We start from the raw sequence: 20608 nt of genomic DNA on the forward strand, positions 1-20608 counted from the left end.
TCCTATCCCTTGAGAGCTTCTGTAACTTCCTTCGTAATCTCATCTCCGCCTTGCGCCTTGAAGTTCTTAACGAACTCGTCGAAAGCATTCAGGTCGGCACTGCCCATAATGATTTTGGTATACGTTTCGTTTTGCAATTTCAGCAAGTTCGCCCATTTGGTTTCCATGGATTTGGTTTGACCATAGAACAAGCTGAATACTTTGTTCATTGGCTTGAACAGCTCCTGACCGGAGACAATGTAGGAGAATGCAGGGCCCCACGCGCCGAAGTCAGTTGCCGGAGCGTCTTTCGTTTTCAGCCAATCTTCATATAGCGGTTTTTGGTTGCTGTTTAGTGTCGATACGTCTGCAGTGCCGCCAATCACATCGTTGATCGCCTTCGAGTTGCGTTCTACGTTATCTGCATACGTCGTCACGCTGCGCATTGGCCAGTTCTGCAAGCCGACACCTGGATCAAGCTTCGACGAATCCGGATCCGCATACGTTTCCGCTGCGACTTGAACATTAATATATTTCATGAGTGCTTCAGGATGCTTAAAGCCTTTCTTCATAACGAAGTAAGCGCTTGTCGGCGATTGTACATGCGTATTGAACGTGCCTGCGGAATCAAGAGGCACTAGATAAGGCTTCCAATTCGCTTTCGGATCATTCTTCATCGTATCCGGCAGCGGGTCGTAGCCCATCCACCATGGTCCGAAGAAAATACCCGACTTACCGCCTCTCACAAGCTCCAGTGGATCAGTGTGAAGCGCGAATTCCTTATCAATCAAGCCTTGCGCATACAGATCGCGAAGCTTGCCCAGCGCTTCCTTCGTCTCTGGCGTAATGCCGCCAAACATGACATTACCGGAGCTATCCTTCACCCAGTTGAGCGGGTAGGACTTGAATGACGCGAAGATCGGATCCAATCCGCCGACGGAGTTGTCCATTTCGAACAATGCTTTATCTCCCGTAATACCGACTGTTCCTTTGCCGCTTGCATCTTTATCGATGAACGCTTTCGCGACCGCTGCAAGCTCATCCACCGTCTTCGGCGGCTGCAGCCCCAGCTTATCGAGCCAATCCTGACGGATCCACAGCATGTAGATCGAGTCCGCCAACGTTTGCGAGTTCGGAATCGCCATCAGCTTGCCGTCGAACGTTGCCTGCTTAAGACCAATTTCGCTCGCAGATTCGTACATTTCCTTAATCTGCGGAGAAGCATAGTTCTTGTAAACCTCAGTCATGTCCTCCAATTGGCCAGCTTCCACCAGCTTCACGAGATCCGCATAGTTTACAATCATCGCATCCGGAATGTCATTGCTCGCAATCGCCAGCTTCTGCTTCTGCGTATAAGCATCGCCCTGTGCTTGCCATACATGGTTGAACTTGATGTTCAATTTCTCTTCCGTATAACGGGTATACTGATTGTTCTCAACTGTGTCGCCAGCAGGGAGTGTCTTCTCTGAAGTCGGGTCAATCGACTTGCCGATATTGATCGTTACCGGCTCTGCGTATTTACCGAACGGATCCGCAGGCGCGTCTTGTGCTGCAGTATTAGCTGCATTCCCGCTCGCATTCGCCGTATTCGAGGCGTTCGCCGCTGCATTTTGCTCATTGCTGCTTGAGCTGTTGTTATTCGAAGCGCACCCTGTTGCTAGTGCCAAACAAGCTGTTAACATGATTGCCGTACTTCGCAAACGCAAATTCATCTTAATCCCCCTATAGTTTGGTTTGGCTTTCTTGCACTATCGTATAGTAAAAAGGACCTTCTGCGAGAGCAAAAACGGTCCTTTGAAGGTAGCTATTCGATTCGTTCCTTTTAGGACAATTGGTAGACCGATTTCATCAAATCGGACGATTTTATACCTTTGGCTCGATATTCACTTGGCAGCAGGTGAAATAAAGAACGAAATACTTTACTGAAGTACTTTTCGTTCGGATAGCCTGCCTTCTGAGAGACCGCATAGATCGGAAGCGTTGTTTCTTCCAGCAGCTTCAGCGCAAACTCCAGCCTTGCATTTCGCAGATAGTTTTGAAAGGAGATCCCGATAATTTCTTTGAAGCATTCGCTAAAATAGCTCCGGCTTACGCCGACCTCGCGCGCCACTTGATCCAGATGAAGATCCTCACTCAGATGCTCCCGGATATAATGGGCTGCCCGAAGGATCGCCTCGATGATTTCAATCGAGTACTGCGACAGCTTCTGTTCAGTTTGGAACCAAGCTCGCAGTGCGATGATATCCGTGTGCCATTCTGACAGCGAAAGAATGGAAGCTGAGGTCCCCTTCCGCTCTTCCGGAAGGATCGGATTCAGCTTGTGGAGCAGCTTCTCTCTAGCTTCTTGTACTGCTTCGAGCTTCAGCTTGTGCTGGCTCATATATTCGGTCAGCTTGGCGTGCTTGCTATGATCTCTAAGCCAGTCGAGCGGCGTCATTGCCGCCATGATCCATGCCAGTTCTTCAGGCAATGCAGACTGCTGCTGGGCGGCGCCTTGATCGTTCGGATGGTTAGTACGCTGCTTTAATTCAAACTGAATCCGCTTCGTAATCCGCTCCAGCACCTCTTCCAGCTTCACCTTCTCGAGCTGAATCTTGGCAATATAATCAATTGCCCCAAGACGGAGCGCCTCCTGAACCAATTCGAAATCCTGATGGTAAGACAGCACCACAATAAACATGTTCGGATAGAGCTCTCGAACCTGCCGCATCAGATCGATCCCGGATAAGACCGGCATCGCGAGATCCGTTATGAGCAGATCAACCTCATTCTCCTGCAGAAATTCCAGCGCCTTCTCCCCATTACTCGCTTCACCGACTACCTGTAATCCGAACGGATTCCAAGGGAGCAGGTTCATTAAGCCTGTCCGCGCCAAACGATCATCATCAACGATAAGTACGCGCATCATAAGCTTTCACCTTTCTTCATTGCATGCATTCTAGGTAGCCGAAGCGTAATACATGTTCCTTCCCCTATCGCGCTTGTCATGTCAAATGCGGCTTGTCCGTCATATTGAGAATCGAATACGCGCTTCACATAGTAGACCCCGATTCCAAGCCCAATCCGATTCTGTTCTTCCGATTGCTTCTCCAGCAGCCGCGCGATCGTTTCTTGCGTCATCCCTCGTCCATTATCCCGGATACGGATAATCATAAACCTATCGCCATCCGGCTCCACTTTAACTTCAATCAGCCCGTTCTTGTCAAAATTGCCATGATAGAGAGAGTTTTCCACGAGCGGCTGCAAAATAAACCGAGGTACCAAGCAGTTCTGCAGCTCCTCCCCGACTTCGATCGTGACGCTGAACTCGAAATCGTAGCGGATCTTCTGCAAGGTCAAATAATCCTTCAGCGCTTCCAGCTCTTCCGCGATCGTCGATTGCGGTCCCTTCTTGCCAAGATTGTAATAGAGCAATTTATTCAGCGAGGTCGCGACCGTATCAATATCCTCTTGCCCCTTCAAGCGAGCCAGCCATTGAATCGTATCGAGCGTATTATGGATGAAATGCGGGTTAATCTGGTATAGCAGCTTCTCTACTTCAAAATCAGCCCGGCGCTGTTCTTTCAAGGCGTTCTCTTCCAGCAGCTCCTTCACCCGGTCGCGCATCGTATCGAAATGCCGCATCATCGTATCAAATTCAACAATCGAGAATCGCGACAATGGCGTGTCAAAATCACTATTCTCAACAAGCCGCATATCTTGATTGACCTTCCGTAAGGGCACATAAACCATCCGCCAAATCGCCAAGGCGAATAAGGAGCACAGCAGGATAGAGATGATTAGAATGACCACGAGCTGTTCAATCCAGCGTGTCACTTCTTTGTGATAGGCAGCCTTCGAGATGAGATAGACGGCTTTCCAGCCTTGATTGCTCGCTGTCTCAAACACATAATAGCCTCTTGCTTCCTTGAGCTTGCCTGCCGAATTATCGCGCAGAATCGACCCGATCGGAAAATCGGCCGTATTCTCGCTGAATGTAACCCGGTTCTCCTGATCGACAATGAGTCGGTACTCGTTCATGCTCTCTTCATGGCCCGTTTGATTGATTTTATCCCACAGCTTATAGCCAGTCTCGAGATAGACGTAGACGTTATTCTGATCCGGCATCACAATCTTCCGTGCGACAGATAACACTTGAACGTTACTGTACTGCCGATTCGTCAAATGCGGCCCGTAATAAGTGATCCCGTTCAGCTCGACGAGCCGAGGAAGCTTTCTCAAGGAGAAGCCGGGGTTTACCGTATAGTTCTGATAAAGGATCTTCTTCTGATCTTCGAAATAATAGAAGAACAGTCCGAGTGTCGGATTCGTGCTGGATATAATCGAAAGATCCTGCTGGATATCGTTGTTAATTTGTGTTTTCTTATAGAGGTCCTTTTCCGTAAGAAACTGACTAAGCTTCTTCCCGATCCTGCCGTCATACGCGAGGATTTGAGAGACGTTGTTAATGTTGGCGAGTGTATTCTCAAGCGTCATCTGGTATAAATTCAGGTTGTTCTGGATGCCCGTCCGAATACGCTGATCGAGCAGCGGATATACGCTCTTGTAAGAGATGAAGATAACCAGAAGAAGCGGAATGAGAACGTTAAAGCCTAAGATGATGAATAATCTATTCTTTAATGTCTTCGGCCACAGACTTGCCACCGAGACTCGAAACTTGTTCTTCATGCTCATGATGCCCTCCTTGCAGTCCACCAGCAATAACTATAGCGCAAATGGTCGCCAAAATGTAAAGTTACAGGGGAATCCGTAGGAAAGTGTGCTTTAGCGCGTAATTTCGGACGATTTTATACCCTGTGTGATGGAAGATGTTCACCCTGGAACCATAAAAAAGACCTTATCCTCTGCAGGATAAGGCCAGCCTTTGCTCTTTATCATAATTACAATTTGAATTTATCAACTGCTTGCTGAAGCTCGCCTGACATGCCGTTTAAGCGGGTTGCTGTCTCCGTGACCTCGGACATAGTAGCCAGCTGACGTTCGGAAGCGGCGGAGATGTTCTTGTCATCTCCGATGTCATGCGGGACTGCTCAGGCGTTGGTGTCTACGGTGGATTTATTGCTAACTGTTTCACAGCTACAACATATGAGAAACATTTCCTACAATATAGCACGAAGCAGCAATTGCTGAACACTAAAACCATATGTTGGGAATGGCTGGCGCGATATACACAGTTCATACAGCAAAAGCCCCGTACTCAATGTACGGGGCTCTTGCTAATGCTGTGGAAAACCTGACGGTAATTCTCTCTACATCGTCACCGGCTGTCCGAGCTTATTCGATTCATAACCTGCTATCGCCACCTGCGCGGCTTTCAGGCCATCTTCGCCGGTAATCGGGACCGGCTTGCCTTGCAGCAAGGCGTTCACGAAATCCTTGACCAAGTAGAAGTCCATGTCGTCGCCCCAGAAGGAATAGACACCCTTGCCCGTAGCGTCGCTGAACAGGTCGTTCTTCTGCGCGAGGCCGTCTACGGAAATAACACCCTTCGTGCCGACAATCTCCATCGTAACGTCGCCCCAGGTCGGGAACGATTTCGGGCGGGACCAGCTTGTATCCAGTACGGCGAATACGCCGTTATCGAACTTGACGTGAAGCATGCCGGCATCGTCGACCGCAAGGCCTTCCGTGAACAGAGTCGCGGCATAAGCATAGACTTCCTTGACCGGCGACTGCAGCACCCAGTTCATGAGATCCATGACATGGACCGTGTGATCCAGAAGCGCTCCGCCGCCAGAGAGACTTGGATCGACAAACCATCCGCCCGGATTGCCGCCGTGATTCGTTCCTTTAATCGCAACAATCTCGCCGATATCGCCGCGGTCGATCGCTTCCTTCGCGCTGACCACAGCTGCCAAATAGCGACATGGGAAGGCCGTCATCAGCTGAACGCCATTCTCCTTGCATACGTCGATCATCTGCTGCATCTCTTCCACCGATACGCCAAGCGGCTTCTCGCAGAGTACATGCTTCTTCGCTCTCGCCGCGTCGATGACCAGCTTGGCATGATGCACATTCTCCGAGCAAATGACGACAGCATCGAAATCTTGTGCGAGTAGCTGCTTGTAATCCGCATAGTACGGAATGCCATGACGCTCCGTAATTTCTGCCACGCGGCTCTTGTTGTCATCGGCTATGCCGACGACCCGCACATCCGGCAGCTGCTGCAAGCTATTGAAGTAACTGAAAGCATGTCCGTGCGCGAAGCTGATCATGCCTACCTTTAACGTTGTCATGCTAGTGCCCCTCCCGTTTCATCATCACAGTAATACGACTTTGCCCGTCTCCAAGGATTCGCGCGCAGCTGCTGCAATTTCGAGCGCCTTGTACGCGTCATGTGCCGTCACAATTGGTTCGCTGCCTGTCTTGATACAACTCAGGAAATGCTGCAGCTCCTTATAGTAAGGATCGGTGAAGCCCGGGCTTTGCGGAATTTCCACGACCTTGTCTCCGCTCTGCTCTTGGGCGGATTTGCGAATCTGCAACGACTGCGACTTCATGCTGTCCGTGCTGACCAACCCTCCCGAGCCGGCAAATTCAGCCGCATAACGGAACGAACCCGGGTAGCCCCAGAATGCCTCCAAATTGGCAACGGCGCCGCTCTCAAACACCAGCGTAACTAACGCGTATTCGATTTCTCCGTTACAATGCCCCATCGCATACACGGACTTCGCTTCTCCGAGTGTCCATCGCATGAAATCAATGTCATGCACCATGAGATCGACAATGACGCCGCCGCTTTTATCCGCTTCCTTGAACCAGCTTCTCGCTTCGCCTGGGTGACCCCCTACACGGCGTGCATTGGCAACTCCAACCTTGCCGATGAGACCGGCATCAATCTGCTGCTTGATCTGCGCATATTCCGGGAAGAAGCGTACAACATGACCGATGAATAAGCGAACCCCATTATCCTCGCAGCATCGGATCATCTCTAGTGCGTCCTGCGGATAAAGCGCGACTGGCTTCTCGCAGATGATATGCTTGCCCGCAGCGGCTGCCTTCAAGACCAATTCCTTATGCAGGTAGGAAGGCACCGCAATGCTGACCACATCGAATTCGGCAGATTGGGCCATCTCCTCGAACGAGCCGAATGCGGACGTATTCACCTTCTTCGCAGCATCCAAGGCTAATTCATAATCAACATCGCAGACGCCGGTGAGTTCAACTCCGGGCATCTTCGCATAGCTCTGTGCATGGTACTGTCCCATGCCGCCGCAGCCAACAACCGCTACTTTCATCTCTCATTCGCCCCTTTAGTTGGTGTATACTAGTAAAGCTATCATAACGATTCTCTTAGTCTTCATGTATGCCGAGTTTTGACTCGTTTATATCCAAATTTGCACTTACTAGATAGGTGAGCGATTAAGGTGGAAACATTTCAAGAACCGATTCATTATCAGAATGAGCGCTTGTGCATGAAGGTTTGGCAGTTCACAGATCTCCGGACCAAACAGCCGCTCGCAAGTCAATGGCATTATCATAAAGAAGTAGAGCTCATCGTCGTGCAGGAGGGGCTGCTAGACATCCGTACGCCAGACAACACGTACATCCTCTCTCCAGGAGACGTCGTTCTCATCGGGTCCTCGCAGCTTCATCTCAGCAACAAGGTTGATAACGGACCGCTTGTCTATATTGTGCTGCATCTGGATCTGGGGCCGTATTTTGACGAAGCGATGATGGGGTATTACCGCCATTTCTCCGAGATGGTCAGACCGCTGGAGGATTTGAACTACATCTTTAGCGAGAGTCCTCGCGTGAAGGAGAAAATCGGGCAGGTCATCATTGACATCCACGATGAAATGATGAACAAGACCAAGGGCTATGAAATCGCGATGAGCATGTACGTTAAGCAGCTGCTTCTCACCCTTCTTCGCAATGACGGGCGTGAGCTGCTTCAGCCCTTCGAGCATGTTGACGCTGCGGTGATGCAGCCGATACTCGATTATGTGGAAAGCCATCTGAGCGGCAAAATCGATATGGAAGAAGCTAGCCGAATCGCCGGTATGAGCTATACCTATTTCTCCAGGTTTTTCAAGAAATGCGTCGGCGTTTCGTTTACCTATTACGTCAATAGGCAGCGCATACGCAGAGCCGAGCAGCTTCTGATAACGAAGAACATGATTATCGGAGATATTGCCACTGAAGTCGGAATCGAGAATATGGCTCATTTCTATGAGTTATTCAAGCGATTCACAGGCTGCACGCCGAAGCACTATTTGAAAAAACTGATGCATGCTGAGAAGTAATGAAATAGACCTGAATCATGCAGCGTAGCTTGATAATTCAGGTCTTTTTTTCTGAACAAGAAGCCCCACCTGAGATAGCATGATAGCTTGCTATACCCTATTAAGTAATGGTCAGACTTCGCTCAAAGTTGGCAATGAATTCGGGAACATGAATGGATTCAAGCGGCTTACTGAATAAGTAGCCTTGTATCGTATAACAACCTATTTCCTTCAGAATCGCAGACTGCTCAAGCTCTTCGACGGCAGCAGCACGGTCAAGAGGATAACCAGCATTAATCGGCGTTGAAAGGAAAGCGGTTTTCGGATCATCTACTCAGCCCAATCTATGTGGATTGGTATGCTGCATTACAAGCGCTATGACAATTATAGAGCGTGATGCGATTTCATGTATAGACTTGCGTTCTCAATAAAAAACACATCTGATTAATCAGATGTGTTTGCGTCGTTGAGGAGCTTATTTAAAATCCATCCATTAGATATGAAGTGCGATTAGGAATTCTCCGTCTCATCATCTCGATTGCTTCGGATTCCCCTCTTAGCTTGCCGGAGGTAACGAGCACATCGATACTCCAATGACCCACGAGCAGAGCCGTCAGAGCGCCAATCTCGCATTCGAGCGAAGGCAGACCGGCTGCTGTGTTGTCCACTCTCTCAAGTCCGGCTGCTCCATCCGCAGCAATCTCCAATTGGAACGATCCGTCATTCCATGGTGCTTGCGTGTCATGCAGCTTAAGCAGCAGTGATTCCTCGCGCGTATGCGGATTCATCGGGTAACTGGCAATGAAGCCGGCAGCATCCACAATACGAGACATATAGAACGGGATGATCTCTTGCTTGAATCTAGGATCTGCCATGAGTAAATGAAGAGAGTCGTCCATTGGCATAGTCATTGTCAGCTTATCGATCATGGAATCGTGATTGCCGACGAAGCTCCATAATCCCTGCCTTGCCGCGTCCGTGAGTTCCACCCACTCATGCACTGTCATTGTTCGGCCCGCGATCTGATAGATGATATAGCCTTCCGGCTCATCATTCTCGCCATAATAGATGGCGGCATGGCCCGGCTTGGTCCAGATCGAGCGTTCCCACCAGCTCTCGTCCCGGATTAAAGGTCCATTATAGCGAGATGCGTATTGCTCATACATCGTGCTGAACAGCTCAGTCCTTTTCGGTGCGAGCTTGACTCTTCCAGGAACATCCACGCGAGGCGGCAGCTGCTCTTTCTGCAGCGTATACGCCTTGCGGTCTATGGTCAACTCGTAGCCGTATTTCCGATAGAAAGGAAAGGAGAACGGAGCGAGCATACTCACCGTTTGTCCATCCGCCTTCATCTTCTCCAGCGAATAAAGCATGAGCTTGGAAACGCCGCCCTGTCGCCTCGCATCCGGCCAAGAGGCTACGCAACCGATGCCCCCCATCGCGAATGCTTTCCCTTGAATCCAGACTTGAAGCGGATTGATGGCCAGTATCGAGAGCAAGCGACCGTCTTCATCAATAAGTCCCCATTCAGCGCCTGGCTGATAGGCTTCACGCTCCTTTTCGAGGCGATCCGCAGACAGCTGCTGCTGCTGAAACGCATACAGAAGTAATTCCATTCGTTGCTCGAAATGCTCAAGCGTCAGCGGTTGAATCTTTGTCACAAATATCCCCTCCTTCTCGTGGAAGATACAACAAACAGATGTATAAATGTGGATTATAAGATACCACTGCATTATATCATCTGCCGAGACAGACTGTCATACTTGCAGGTAATCAGCAATAACGACAATAAAAAAGCCGCGTTCATTAACGCGGCAGCTACTTAAACGTCCAAACTTCGTTTTTTGCTTATGCTCGTTAGCTCGAAATCCTCTTTGGAAATGCCCAAGTCTAAGGCCAACTTCTTCTTGATCACCATCGCTTGCTGCAAACTGGTAGCTCGATATTCAAACGTAGTGCCAGATGGATCTTCGAATGAATAGTAGCATTTTTGATTCGACAAGAACGATTCACCTCCCTTACAGTAGGTAACAGAATCATTATGTCCGTGATTAAGGTTTATAAACTAGATCTATATTTGATCACGCCAAGCATGCTTGGGCTGCCAATTCAACAGACGCTTCGCCTTCTCATTGCAAAGAAGCGTCTCATTCCCCTGGAACGCCCGCCGAAACTCCGCGACGTCCGGGTACCGAGCCGCCATCAAGTCACGACTCGCGATGTCCATGCTCGTATCGTCCGCTGCAAGATTGAGAGCTACGCTGCCCAGCCCGTCTGCCTCGATTGCAAGCTGGAACGCTGTCGCCGCGTCCCTAGTGTCGATATAGCTCCATAAGATGCGATCGCGCTCAGCAGGATCGTGTATGAATTGCGGAAATCTTTTATAGGCGTCTGGCGCAATAACGTTGCCAAGGCGGAAAGAGACGATCTGCATTCCCGTTCGCCTGTGGAACATATCTGCTGTTTGTTCGTTCACAACCTTCGATAGTCCATAGCTATCCTGAGGAAGCTGAGGATGCTCCTCATCCACAGGGACATAGTGAGGACTGAATCGTTCCTTTGCGAACACTAACCCGTAAGATGATTCGCTCGACGCAATGACGGCTTTGCGAATCCCCAAACCTGCCGCCGCTTCCAGCACATTATAAGTGGACATCACATTATTGTGGAATGTTACTTCGTTCGGATGCGAATACGCGACGGGAATGGCAGCCAGATGCACAACTGCATCGGCTCCTGCCAGAACGCCGTACGCTTCGCCCAAATTGGACAGATCAACGATCACCGTTCTGCACAAAGCTTGTTTCGGATGCTTGACATCAGCATTTACCACTTCATATCCTTCTTCGATAAAATGCTTTACCGCCCATTCTCCCAGCATTCCGCTTCCGCCGGTAACGACTACTTTGGACATGTTCTAACTTCTCCTTTATCGGCCGTTATGCCAGTATACTTTCAATGCGCTCGATCATGTCGGAACTCAGCACAACGCCTGCTGCCTGCACATTCTCTTCTACTTGCTCGGGCCGGCTTGCGCCTACCAGGGCACTGCTTACGTTCGTCTGCCGCAGAATCCATGCCAAGGCCAACTGTCCAACTGTCAAGTTCAGCTCGGCCGCCGCTTCGCTCAGCTGCTGCACCTTGGCGATTTTCTCCTCGGTGAGACCTTTTCGCATTCCATCTAGTTTGGATGCCCGGCTATCTGCCGGTAGATCCTGCACAGAGACATACTTACCCGTCAATAAGCCTTGAGCGAGTGGGGAGAAAACGACTTGTCCGATCCCGCCACGCTCCCCGTAAGGAATGACCTCCTTCTCGATATAGCGATTGAACATATTGTAAACGGGTTGATTGGCAACTATGCGATCGAGTAGGTAACGATCCGCAATCGCATGCGCTTCAGCCATCTGCGATGCCGTCCATTCGCTGACTCCAACATACAGCACTTTGCCCTGTCGTACCAGATCGTCCAATGCGCGAAGAGTTTCTTCCATGGGCGTGTGCGGATCAAAACGGTGGCAATAATACAGATCGATATAGTCGACCCCCAACCGCTTTAGGCTTGCATGACATTGCTCCATGATGTGCTTGCGTGAAAGTCCACGGTCGTTAGGACCGTCGCCCATCTGCCCGAACACCTTGGTCGCAAGCACGTACGATTCGCGAGGGAAAGCCCGCAGCGTTTCTCCCATGAGCTTCTCAGCCGCTCCCCGCTCGTAAACATTTGCTGTATCGAAGAAATTGATGCCTAGTCCATAGGCGGTTTCAATGGATTTGACCGCGTTCTCCCGCTCGACATATCCTCCATAAGTCAGCCAACTGCCTAGACTAATCTCGCTGACTTTAACCCCACTCTTTCCCAATCTCCGAAATTGCATGGTCGGCTCCCCTCTCGTACTACTCGAGTTGCCCTCTTCTGGGCTCGTTAACTATTATATGTAAGTAGGATTAATAGCGTAAGAAGTGAATATATTATCACTAAATTATACAGCATATACCTACTATACTTTAGTTAACTACTAAGGTTAACAGGAGTGGTATGCTATTCACCCTTCCATACGGCCATGAATCCTCTGATTGTCTCTTTCCGGCCACGGCATCGAATACGTCGGCAGGTTCACGAACCGATCCATGGACAGCCGCAGCTTCATGCTTGTCCCCTCGGGTAAATCAACTTGAAGCCGCTTTCCATATATTGCAAAACTACCGAAGCTTCCCTCGCCCTGCTGTACGCTCTCGCCTAACGTAAACCGATGCTCGCCGAACACGCCAGCCTGAATAATCAGCGACTGCGCAGCGAATAGACTTGTATTCACAAGGTGAATCGTGACGGACTCATCTGTAATCTTCTCGACCAAAGCTGATACTCCCTCCGGAAGTCCCGGACGCTTCCGAATACAATCGAAGTACCGGACTCGCCCGTATTGAAGCCCTCCATGGGATATGTGCATCGGACCGCCAAGCGTCAGCTGTACGAGACCTTCGAAATATACGGGGCACATTTCTTGCCAAATATGAATGGCGGAGTAAATCCCTTCATTAAAGTGCTCTGTCCAATTGCAAGGATCGCCTTCTGGCGCTCTCATCTTAGCAAGCTGATTGCCGATGACTTCGTAGTTTGCGCTCAGGATTCGCTCCGGATAATCGGGATTTAACCCACGAATGTATTGATACCAAGGCTGCGTATTGCCAATATAATGCTTCGTTTCCCTGCCTGTTCCCGGATCTCTTCCGGAGAAGCCAGGAACAATTACTTCATTCCAATCATGATTCCTCGGGATACGTTCAACTCGTTCCAAGTCTTCGTCTGCCATCGACATCGACCACAAATAGATTGGATATTTGGGCTGCGCTTCACGATAATCAGCCCAGCCGCTGTCGAAACGCTTGTAGGGTACAACATATTTGCCGTCGTGCAGCTTTCCAAGTTCCCAATTGCGGTCAAGCTGCTCTCTTGCCAACCGGAGACCACTCAAGTCGCCGGTGATCAGCGCCAGATTCATGCATGCGTTCGTCAATGGCTCAATGATGGTCATAAAACCGTGCGGCCAGCGCCAGCCATAGTAGCCGCCCCACCATTTGCCTCCGTTATATTCGCCGATTTCACCAGTTAATCCAACATTGTCCGGAATGATGCCTCCGTTGCGATCAGCACGCTCCTGCCATGCTTGAACGTACTCGACGATCCACTCTCGAAGCTTCTCGTCACCGGACATTATGTAGCCGTGCGCAATCAACCCCGTTGCATTTAAGTTTAGGGGAACATCTCCCCGATTCATCCGCTCATTCATCATCGCAATCAGCCGTCGATACACTTCGTCGTTAGACCAAGCACACTTGCCGCTTGCGAAATCAACGCCAGGTATGTCCTCATATGGCGCAAGATAGTCATCCAGAATACCTCGATGGGTACTCCAGTCCTCTTCGGTCACTTCGAATCTTGGACCCTTGCTTCCGTTTAGCGGTGAACGGATGAGCTTCCGCTCTTTATCATAATTAGGCGCTTCTTGATCCTCGCCAGTGTACATGGCAGAGAACTTCTGCGCTCTCTGGCGGTCCTTCAACGTAGCTGGACCAGCTAATCCAAGAAAATACAAGAACAAATAGCCTTCTCCATGGTGCATCCAATCGTAATAGCTATCAAAATCGCGATGAATTTGACCGTACTCCGTCCACTGCCAGGTGATGCCATCAAATATGCGCCTGGAAACCTCGTGCAGTTCCCCGCTCCCGCCAAGCACATATAGAAGAGCCAAGTTCATAAACCCCTCATAGGGATCGTCCGATCCATCCATGCCCGGCCAGCGGTCAAACCAGATGAGCGTTCCATCAGGCCTCGTATAACGTGCGACAAATTCTTTCGCTGCTTCGTTCAGCGTATCAAACAGAAGCTGTTCCTGCAGCGCCCATTGAGGCGGTGCAGTTCTCGTTGATGCCACAATACGCGGCATCGCTTCGGTGTGCAAGCTCTCAGCCATTGCAGGCTCCTCCTTGTTGAAGCGCATTAAAGATAGCGTATCCTACTTCTATAGCGGTCTATAAGCTCCCGATTATGTCCATCGCCCCCATCTCGATTGGCGCTAATTAATACGGGCGGATGATATCCGGTTAATTGCAATTCATCAACGACCGCTACTGTAAGCGCCTGGATGAGTGCTATGCCACCGATCGTCGATGTTGCCCCCGTCTTTCTCCCGCTGTCATCATACGGCAAAACCGCATCCCCATACACACCGCAATTGTCGAGAATGATGTCGGCTACTTCATGCAATTTTTTCCCACTTACATGGCGTGACGTCGTCTTATTGGAATGATCCATATTAGTCAATGCGACGACATACAGTCCTCTTTGTTTGCAAGCCAGTGCTACTTCGATCGGAACCGCGTTTATGCCGGAATTTGACACGACGACGATGACTTCGCCAGGGCGTAAATCATAGCCAGTCAGCAAAACGTCCGCATAGCCGGGCAACCTTTCTAATAGAGTAGCCCTTCCAATATTCAATTCCATGAGAGAAGGTTCCAGCATCGCATTCACGCAGGCGAGACCGCCGGCGCGATGAAACACATCTTCCGCGATCATGTGGGAGTGTCCGCTGCCGAACACATGCATGATCCCCCCTGCTGCAATGGAATTTGCAATTATAGCTGCGATTTCTGTTATCTTTCCTTTCTGTGTTTCGAGAATGCGTTCGAGCTGATTCTGCACAGTTCGAATATATTGGTCTATCAACATCTCTCAGTCCACCTCCTATTCGGGTTTCAATAGCAGCGCTGCGGCGCCTAGAATACCAGCAGTCGTTGGATTCTCAGCTAAAGCGATATGAACGTTCAGCGATCCAGAAGCAGATACTCTCTTCATTACGGTCGTCCGAATGGGATTGAGCAATAGATCGCCAGCTTGGCTAAAGCCGCCGCCAATAACGACGTTTCCTATGCCAAAAAGCTGCATACAATTGACCAAACTGACTCCGAGCAGCTCTCCGGCATCTTGAAACAGCTTCTTTGCATTTAAATCGCCTTGACGAGCAGCATCACAAACGTGATAGGCATCCACTCCTGTGCTTTCTTTCATTGCCGTTGCAGATACGTAGGTTTCCAGACAGCCCCGATTGCCACATTTGCACGGTTTGCCATCCGGGATAATGCTTGTATGGCCGATATTCATGACAGGTCCCCATCCACCTTCAAACATGCTTTGGTTGACAATCAAACTGCCTCCCACGCCTGTTCCCAAACAAAGATAGAGAAAGCTGTCCAAGCCGATACCGGCTCCAAACCATTTTTCCCCTTGAGCGCCCGCAGCCGCGTCGCAAGTTAGTCGAACGGGCATTTGCAGTTTTTCCTGCAACATTGCTACTATCGGAACTTGTTGCCATCGCAGATTAATAGCGTGGTTCACAATACCCCGTCTAGTATCCAATATTCCCGGGGAGGCGATCCCCACTCCTGCCAATTGCTTTGTTGACTTCCTCTGCACCGCAATATAGTCGGATATTAGTTCGCAGACGAATTCGATATCCGCTTGATTGTCCTCATTGCGAGGCAAAGGAATCGAATGCTCGGCGCTGATTTGCCCTCGATTGTTTACAAGCCCCATCTTTAAGTTCGTCCCGCCGATATCGACACCGATGGCCATTCTGTCCATTTGTCGCCTCCGACCCATCCTTGATTTAGACTCGCGTATCGGTTCACACCCCAATAAAGTATCCGCCATCGACAGGGACTTCCGCTCCATTGATCCAAGCCGATTGCTTACTTGCAAAGAAGACAATCGCGTCTGCAATTTGTTCCGGCGTGGCTACGTTCTTTGCATCGTTTAAGAGCTTGTTAATATCATCCGCCGTGTGATTCGCCCTCTTCAGCCATTCGCTTAAGAGCGGTGTCGCTGTTCCGCCGGGCATAAGCACGTTAACCCTTATGCGTGCCTCACGCAGATCCAAAGATAATCCCCGCGACATATGGTTGAGAGCGGCTTTCATAGCATCGTAGACAACATTATTGGGACTGTTCACCAGCCGATTAATCGAACTTATGTTGATGACGACTCCTTCACCGCTCCGCTTCAACCATGGGAGTGCTTCCTTAGTTAGAAAGAATGGGGCCTTCACGTTCACGGTAAATAGAGTATCCCAATCCTCATGCTCGATCTCTTCCAATGGCTTCTGACAGATCAATGCCGCATTGTTGATGAGAATATCCAATCCTCCCCATTTCTCCGACGTCTCTTTAATCAACTGCTTAGGAGACTCCCGAAGAGATAGATCTTTTCGCACGAATATGGCCTCTCCGCCTGCCTCTTTAATCTCATCCACAACCCGCAAGCCGCGCTGCTCACTCATACCATGAACCGTTACTTTCGCGCCGCAACGCCCAAGCGCGACCGCCGCTGCTTTGCCGATTCCGCTCGTTGAGCCGGTGACCAGAGCAATTTTGCCTCTTAAATCCTCCACTCCCTCACCTCTTTTCGCTCATATCGCTCTTCAGTTCATCCATATACTCGGCAAGAGTCACTACTCGGCTTTCAAGCCTAGACTGTTCCGCTGCAAAAGCCATCAAATGGCTTTGTACCGATGTCCTTGCTTCCGTGAGTCCTTTCTCCTTCCCGTCACTCTGAACCAGCCGCACGAAATCCCGCATAATGCCGGTATCCCCGCCGCCATGTCCTGCTATGTCTGCATTCAGATGAATGGTCTCTTTCTCCCTCGTAATGAAGCTTGTCAATTCGATGACGTTCTTCTCCATATCTGCTCTGATTTGACCCTGCGTTCCCATGATTTTCACCGAGCGGCCGCCTTCAAATGTAAAGGCCGTCATTGTGAAGGCTACAGTAACTTCATTAGCAAATTCCAAATTCACGACCTGATGGTCCACGACATTATTATCGCAATGATAGACACAACGACCGTATGGACCTTCCTTCAACGCTTTCATCATGCCTTCATCGCTTGTATCGCTGCTGCTGACAATGGAACGGAAAATATCATTTTCCACTCCCACTCTATCGAAATACACCTTAGGCGCATAATACGGACAGGTATCCTGTACCGGACAACCATCTAAGCATCGCTGAGGCGCACCTTCCGGCGCATTCCCAGAATGGAAATGGGTCAAAGAACCAAACGAAGACACTTTTGTGCATTCCGCATCCACGAGCCAAGACAGAATATCCATATCGTGACAGCTTTTCGCGAGAATCATCGGGCTGGATTCTTCGGCATTTCTCCAATTGCCCCTAACAAAGCTATGAGCCTGATGACGGTGTTCCACATTCTCCGTATGTTGAATCGTTACGAGTCTTCCAATGCGCCCCTGAGCGATAAGCCGTTTGATTGTTGCGAAGAAATCCGTATACCGCAGAACGTGACAAATCGAAAAAACGCGATTGTGCTTTTCCGCATATTCTCCCATTAGCATGCATTCTAATGGATCAGGAGACATCGGCTTCTCTAGCAGTACATGGTATCCCTTCTCTAGTGCCTGGATCGCAGGTTGAAAATGCATCTTATCTTGCGTGCATATTAAGATAGCGTCTGCCAACTTGGGTTTGCTGAGGAGCTCTTCCCAGCTCGCGTAGCCATGTTCTTCCGAAATATGATGCGTTCTCTGGAAAGCTTCTCTTCGGCTACCATCCATATCTGCGACGGCAACAAATTGAAGTTCTTCGGGATAATCCAGTGCGTAAGGCGCATAAGCTCCCGCTCCTCTCTGTCCTGCACCGATTAGCGCTGCTGTTATCTTCTTCATGACCATCTGCTCCCTCTTTAGTAAATAAGGCTTTCTCCGAAGAGAAAGCCTCAAGCAATCCAGCAGTTATTGATTAGCCGCTCTCCACTCATCCAATTGCTTCTGCTTCTCTGCGATGATTTTGTCGGCGCCGGCTTTCTTCATCCGATCGATGAATTGCGGCAAATATTTATCCGGGTCAACGGAGCCGGAAGCGATCGCATAGTACAACTCGTCAATAACTGCATCACAGTTGGCTTTCTCCGTCTTCACTGGCGTAAAGTCGAATACGAAGCCAAGTGCGTTCGATGGGGTAGCGTTGCGGTTCAGATCGGACCAGAGCTTCGTTCCGATGCCGTTCACTTCAGCGCCTTGCGGGTCCCCTTCAAAGTAAAGCGTCTGGGTCATGTTCCCGAATTCCCACGGCGACAACGTCTGATACCCGCCGTCCTTAAGCGTTTCAATCCGGTTGTCTGCCACTTTCTTGTAGTGCTTGCCTTCAACGCCCCATACAATCGTGTTGTAGATTTGCGGATCGGTATTAAGCAGATTAATAAACATCATGGCACGTTCTTTATTAGGCGAATTTGCAGAGATGGCCGTGATCGTCGCAGCAGCCTTGTCTGTCGTCAACAGCGGCTTAATGAATTGCATGTCATAGGACTGCACATCTTTGTTGAAGTTGCTCATCCGTCCGCCAGGTTTCAGGCCTGCTGCTTCAGCAGTCGGCGTATCGATATCGATTTGACCGATCGCGATTGCATTCTTGCCGGCTTTGGCATCGGCAGATCCGTCCTTAAGCGTTGCAGCGTCTTTGCGCATGTACCCCTTTGAATACCAGTCCCTCATCATGTGAACGTAATCGCTGAATTCCTGCGTTTCATACTGGTTAACGACCTTGCTGCCGTCCTGCAGAGAGAGCCAGCCAGGCGTCTTCGTATCGCCAAGCGATTCGAAGCCGAACATCGGCGTTGCGAGCAGGAACGGATCCTGCGGTTGGTTGTAGCCAAACGGAATAAGCGTTTTTTCGTTTGCCTTGATCGTTTCTAGGAAAGGAGTCAGATCCTTCAAGCTCTTAACGGATTTCCAGTCTAGCTGATACTTATCCGCGATCGTCTTCTGAATGAGGTAACCGTAGCCTGCAGTTGCCTGCTGGAAGTTAGGGACGCCATAGGTTTGGCCTTTGACCTTCACGGTCTTCCAGAACATGTCCGGAACGCCGGCTTTCGTATCTGGCGCATATTTATCTAGGAGGTCATCAATTGGAGCAAACGCGCCGTTCGCTACGTTCTGGTAGAAGTTATTCGTCCACGTAGCCGTAAAGGCAAGGTCATATGGCTCGCCGGAAGCGTTCACGAGCTTCATCTTCTCATCGTATGCGGCCCAATCCACCAGCTTCAAATGGATCGTAGCATTGATCTTCGGCTCTACGAGCTTGTTCAGCGCCGCTTCTACGGTAGCGATATCCGCTTGTGGCGAGTTAACAAAATAATAGGTGAGATCAACATGATCAAGCTTCGGCTCTGCCGCTGCATCGTTGGCGCTGCTCGAAGCATTGCCGGAGGAATCCGCATTGTTCGTTGCAGCCGTATTATCGCTTTTTTGTGTAGAATCATTCGTTGCGCTAGCAGCCGGGGCATCGTTGCTTGATTCGCCGCAGCCTGAGAGAAGGAGCGTAGACATGAGACATGCAGCCGTAACCAAGCCAATCTTGCTCTTTGTTCTGTTCATTCTCTTTGACCTCCGTTTTTTTGTTATATATGCTGTAACAGGCATAAGCCTGGAATAGCCATGATGGTTTACGATTTAACGGCTCCTAAGGTGAGCCCCTTAACGAAATATCGCTGCAGGTAAGGATAGGCAATCACAATCGGTCCTACGGCGAGCACACAGGTCGCCATCCGCGCGGTTTCGTCAGGCAAATTGGCCGCTACATCTTCAACCAACGAGTTGCCTTGCAGGTAAGCGATGTTGTTCATAATGGACTGAAGAAGAAATTGCAGCGTGTAGAGTTTGTTGCTCTCCACCATGATCGCAGCCGTGAACCAGTCATTCCAGAAAAACACGCCGACGAAGAGCGCAATGGTAGCGAGCACCGGTGTCGAGAGAGGTACAACCAGTTTCAAGAAGGTATTGAATTCGCCTGAACCGTCAATTCGCGCCGACTCGACGATCTCATCCGGAATTCCTTTGAAGAAGTTTCTCATGATCAGTACATTGACTGACGACACCAAGTACGGAAAGATGAGAGCCAAGAAGGTATCTTTCATGTGCAGATACTTGGAAAGCAGGATGTACCAAGGAACCAAACCTCCGTTGAACAGCAGGCAGAAAACGACTAGAAATGAAACGATATTACGATACTTCACTTCATTTCTGGAGAGCGTATAAGCAAACATAGATGAGATAATCAAATGGAGCAGCGTTCCGGTGATCGTCACGGCAATCGTCACCAGATAAGCATGAAGAATCGGTGTATTCCCCATTAGGATGTATTCATAGGCTTTAAAGCTGAATGACTTGGGAATGATGCTGTAGCCCTCTTGAAAAATCGACTGCTCCTGCGACAGTGAGATCGAGACTACAACGAGCAGCGGAATGATACAGAGCGCCGAGTAGAACATAAATCCGGCATTCAGAACAATTTTACCTATTGAAAATGATTTCACCGTATCCCC

Annotated in this window: 16 protein-coding genes; 1 reads left to right on the plus strand and 15 read right to left on the minus strand. The window is 49.8% G+C overall.

The window, feature by feature from the left end; translation table 11 throughout:
* Nucleotides 1-2 precede the first annotated feature (2 nt).
* From AC0LWF_RS23335 to AC0LWF_RS23355, 5 genes are all read right to left on the minus strand, one after another.
* Nucleotides 3-1691, minus strand: a complete 1689-nt coding sequence (locus AC0LWF_RS23335; protein ID WP_474653937.1) for an extracellular solute-binding protein — start codon at nucleotides 1689-1691, stop codon at nucleotides 3-5.
* 110 nt (nucleotides 1692-1801) lie between these two features.
* Nucleotides 1802-2887 carry a response regulator gene (locus AC0LWF_RS23340; RefSeq protein ID WP_474653938.1) on the minus strand — a complete coding sequence of 362 codons (1086 nt, stop codon included), beginning with the start codon at nucleotides 2885-2887 and terminating at the stop codon, nucleotides 1802-1804.
* The gene (locus AC0LWF_RS23345) at nucleotides 2884-4647 is read right to left on the minus strand and encodes a sensor histidine kinase (RefSeq protein ID WP_474653939.1); all 1764 of its coding nucleotides are present in this window, start codon (nucleotides 4645-4647) and stop codon (nucleotides 2884-2886) included. The genes AC0LWF_RS23340 and AC0LWF_RS23345 overlap by 4 nt, the downstream gene beginning before the upstream one ends.
* A gap of 581 nt (nucleotides 4648-5228) precedes the next feature.
* A complete protein-coding gene (locus tag AC0LWF_RS23350; RefSeq protein WP_474653940.1) occupies nucleotides 5229-6215 on the minus strand; it encodes a Gfo/Idh/MocA family protein in 987 nt (328 codons plus the stop codon).
* Nucleotides 6216-6239: 24 nt separating this feature from the next.
* Nucleotides 6240-7217 carry a Gfo/Idh/MocA family protein gene (locus tag AC0LWF_RS23355; RefSeq protein WP_474653941.1) on the minus strand — a complete coding sequence of 326 codons (978 nt, stop codon included), beginning with the start codon at nucleotides 7215-7217 and terminating at the stop codon, nucleotides 6240-6242.
* A 129-nt stretch (nucleotides 7218-7346) separates the two neighbouring features.
* On the opposite strand from AC0LWF_RS23355, the gene AC0LWF_RS23360 reads away from it, so the two are divergent.
* Entirely contained in the window at nucleotides 7347-8225 is an 879-nt protein-coding gene (locus AC0LWF_RS23360) for a helix-turn-helix domain-containing protein (RefSeq protein ID WP_474653942.1), read from the plus strand.
* 458 nt (nucleotides 8226-8683) lie between these two features.
* Here AC0LWF_RS23360 and AC0LWF_RS23365 read toward each other — a convergent pair whose 3' ends face one another.
* The 10 genes from AC0LWF_RS23365 to AC0LWF_RS23410 all read right to left on the minus strand — a co-directional run bounded on the left by AC0LWF_RS23365 (nucleotide 8684) and on the right by AC0LWF_RS23410 (nucleotide 20599).
* Nucleotides 8684-9865 carry a GNAT family N-acetyltransferase gene (locus tag AC0LWF_RS23365; RefSeq protein ID WP_474653943.1) on the minus strand — a complete coding sequence of 394 codons (1182 nt, stop codon included), beginning with the start codon at nucleotides 9863-9865 and terminating at the stop codon, nucleotides 8684-8686.
* A 410-nt stretch (nucleotides 9866-10275) separates the two neighbouring features.
* Nucleotides 10276-11118, minus strand: a complete 843-nt coding sequence (locus AC0LWF_RS23370) for an NAD-dependent epimerase/dehydratase family protein (RefSeq protein WP_474653944.1) — start codon at nucleotides 11116-11118, stop codon at nucleotides 10276-10278.
* 25 nt (nucleotides 11119-11143) lie between these two features.
* Nucleotides 11144-12082 (minus strand): aldo/keto reductase family protein, encoded by a 939-nt coding sequence (locus AC0LWF_RS23375; protein ID WP_474653945.1) that lies wholly within the window; start codon nucleotides 12080-12082, stop codon nucleotides 11144-11146.
* A 168-nt stretch (nucleotides 12083-12250) separates the two neighbouring features.
* Nucleotides 12251-14182 (minus strand): DUF8034 domain-containing protein, encoded by a 1932-nt coding sequence (locus AC0LWF_RS23380; RefSeq protein ID WP_474653946.1) that lies wholly within the window; start codon nucleotides 14180-14182, stop codon nucleotides 12251-12253.
* Nucleotides 14183-14208: 26 nt separating this feature from the next.
* On the minus strand, nucleotides 14209-14940 hold the full coding sequence (locus tag AC0LWF_RS23385) for a sugar isomerase domain-containing protein (protein ID WP_474653947.1): 732 nt from the start codon (nucleotides 14938-14940) through the stop codon (nucleotides 14209-14211).
* Between the two features lie 15 nt (nucleotides 14941-14955).
* Entirely contained in the window at nucleotides 14956-15852 is an 897-nt protein-coding gene (locus AC0LWF_RS23390; protein ID WP_474653948.1) for an ROK family protein, read from the minus strand.
* A gap of 43 nt (nucleotides 15853-15895) precedes the next feature.
* On the minus strand, nucleotides 15896-16657 hold the full coding sequence (locus AC0LWF_RS23395; RefSeq protein ID WP_474653949.1) for an SDR family NAD(P)-dependent oxidoreductase: 762 nt from the start codon (nucleotides 16655-16657) through the stop codon (nucleotides 15896-15898).
* Between the two features lie 4 nt (nucleotides 16658-16661).
* Nucleotides 16662-17951, minus strand: coding sequence for a Gfo/Idh/MocA family protein (locus tag AC0LWF_RS23400; protein WP_474653950.1), 1290 nt, complete (start codon nucleotides 17949-17951; stop codon nucleotides 16662-16664).
* A 66-nt stretch (nucleotides 17952-18017) separates the two neighbouring features.
* Complete coding sequence (locus AC0LWF_RS23405) at nucleotides 18018-19661, minus strand: ABC transporter substrate-binding protein (protein WP_474653951.1); 1644 nt, start codon at nucleotides 19659-19661, stop codon at nucleotides 18018-18020.
* A gap of 68 nt (nucleotides 19662-19729) precedes the next feature.
* Nucleotides 19730-20599, minus strand: coding sequence for a carbohydrate ABC transporter permease (locus tag AC0LWF_RS23410; protein WP_474653952.1), 870 nt, complete (start codon nucleotides 20597-20599; stop codon nucleotides 19730-19732).
* Nucleotides 20600-20608: the final 9 nt, after the last annotated feature.

The sequence above is a fragment of the Paenibacillus sp. sgz302114 genome (genome assembly GCF_056120345.1).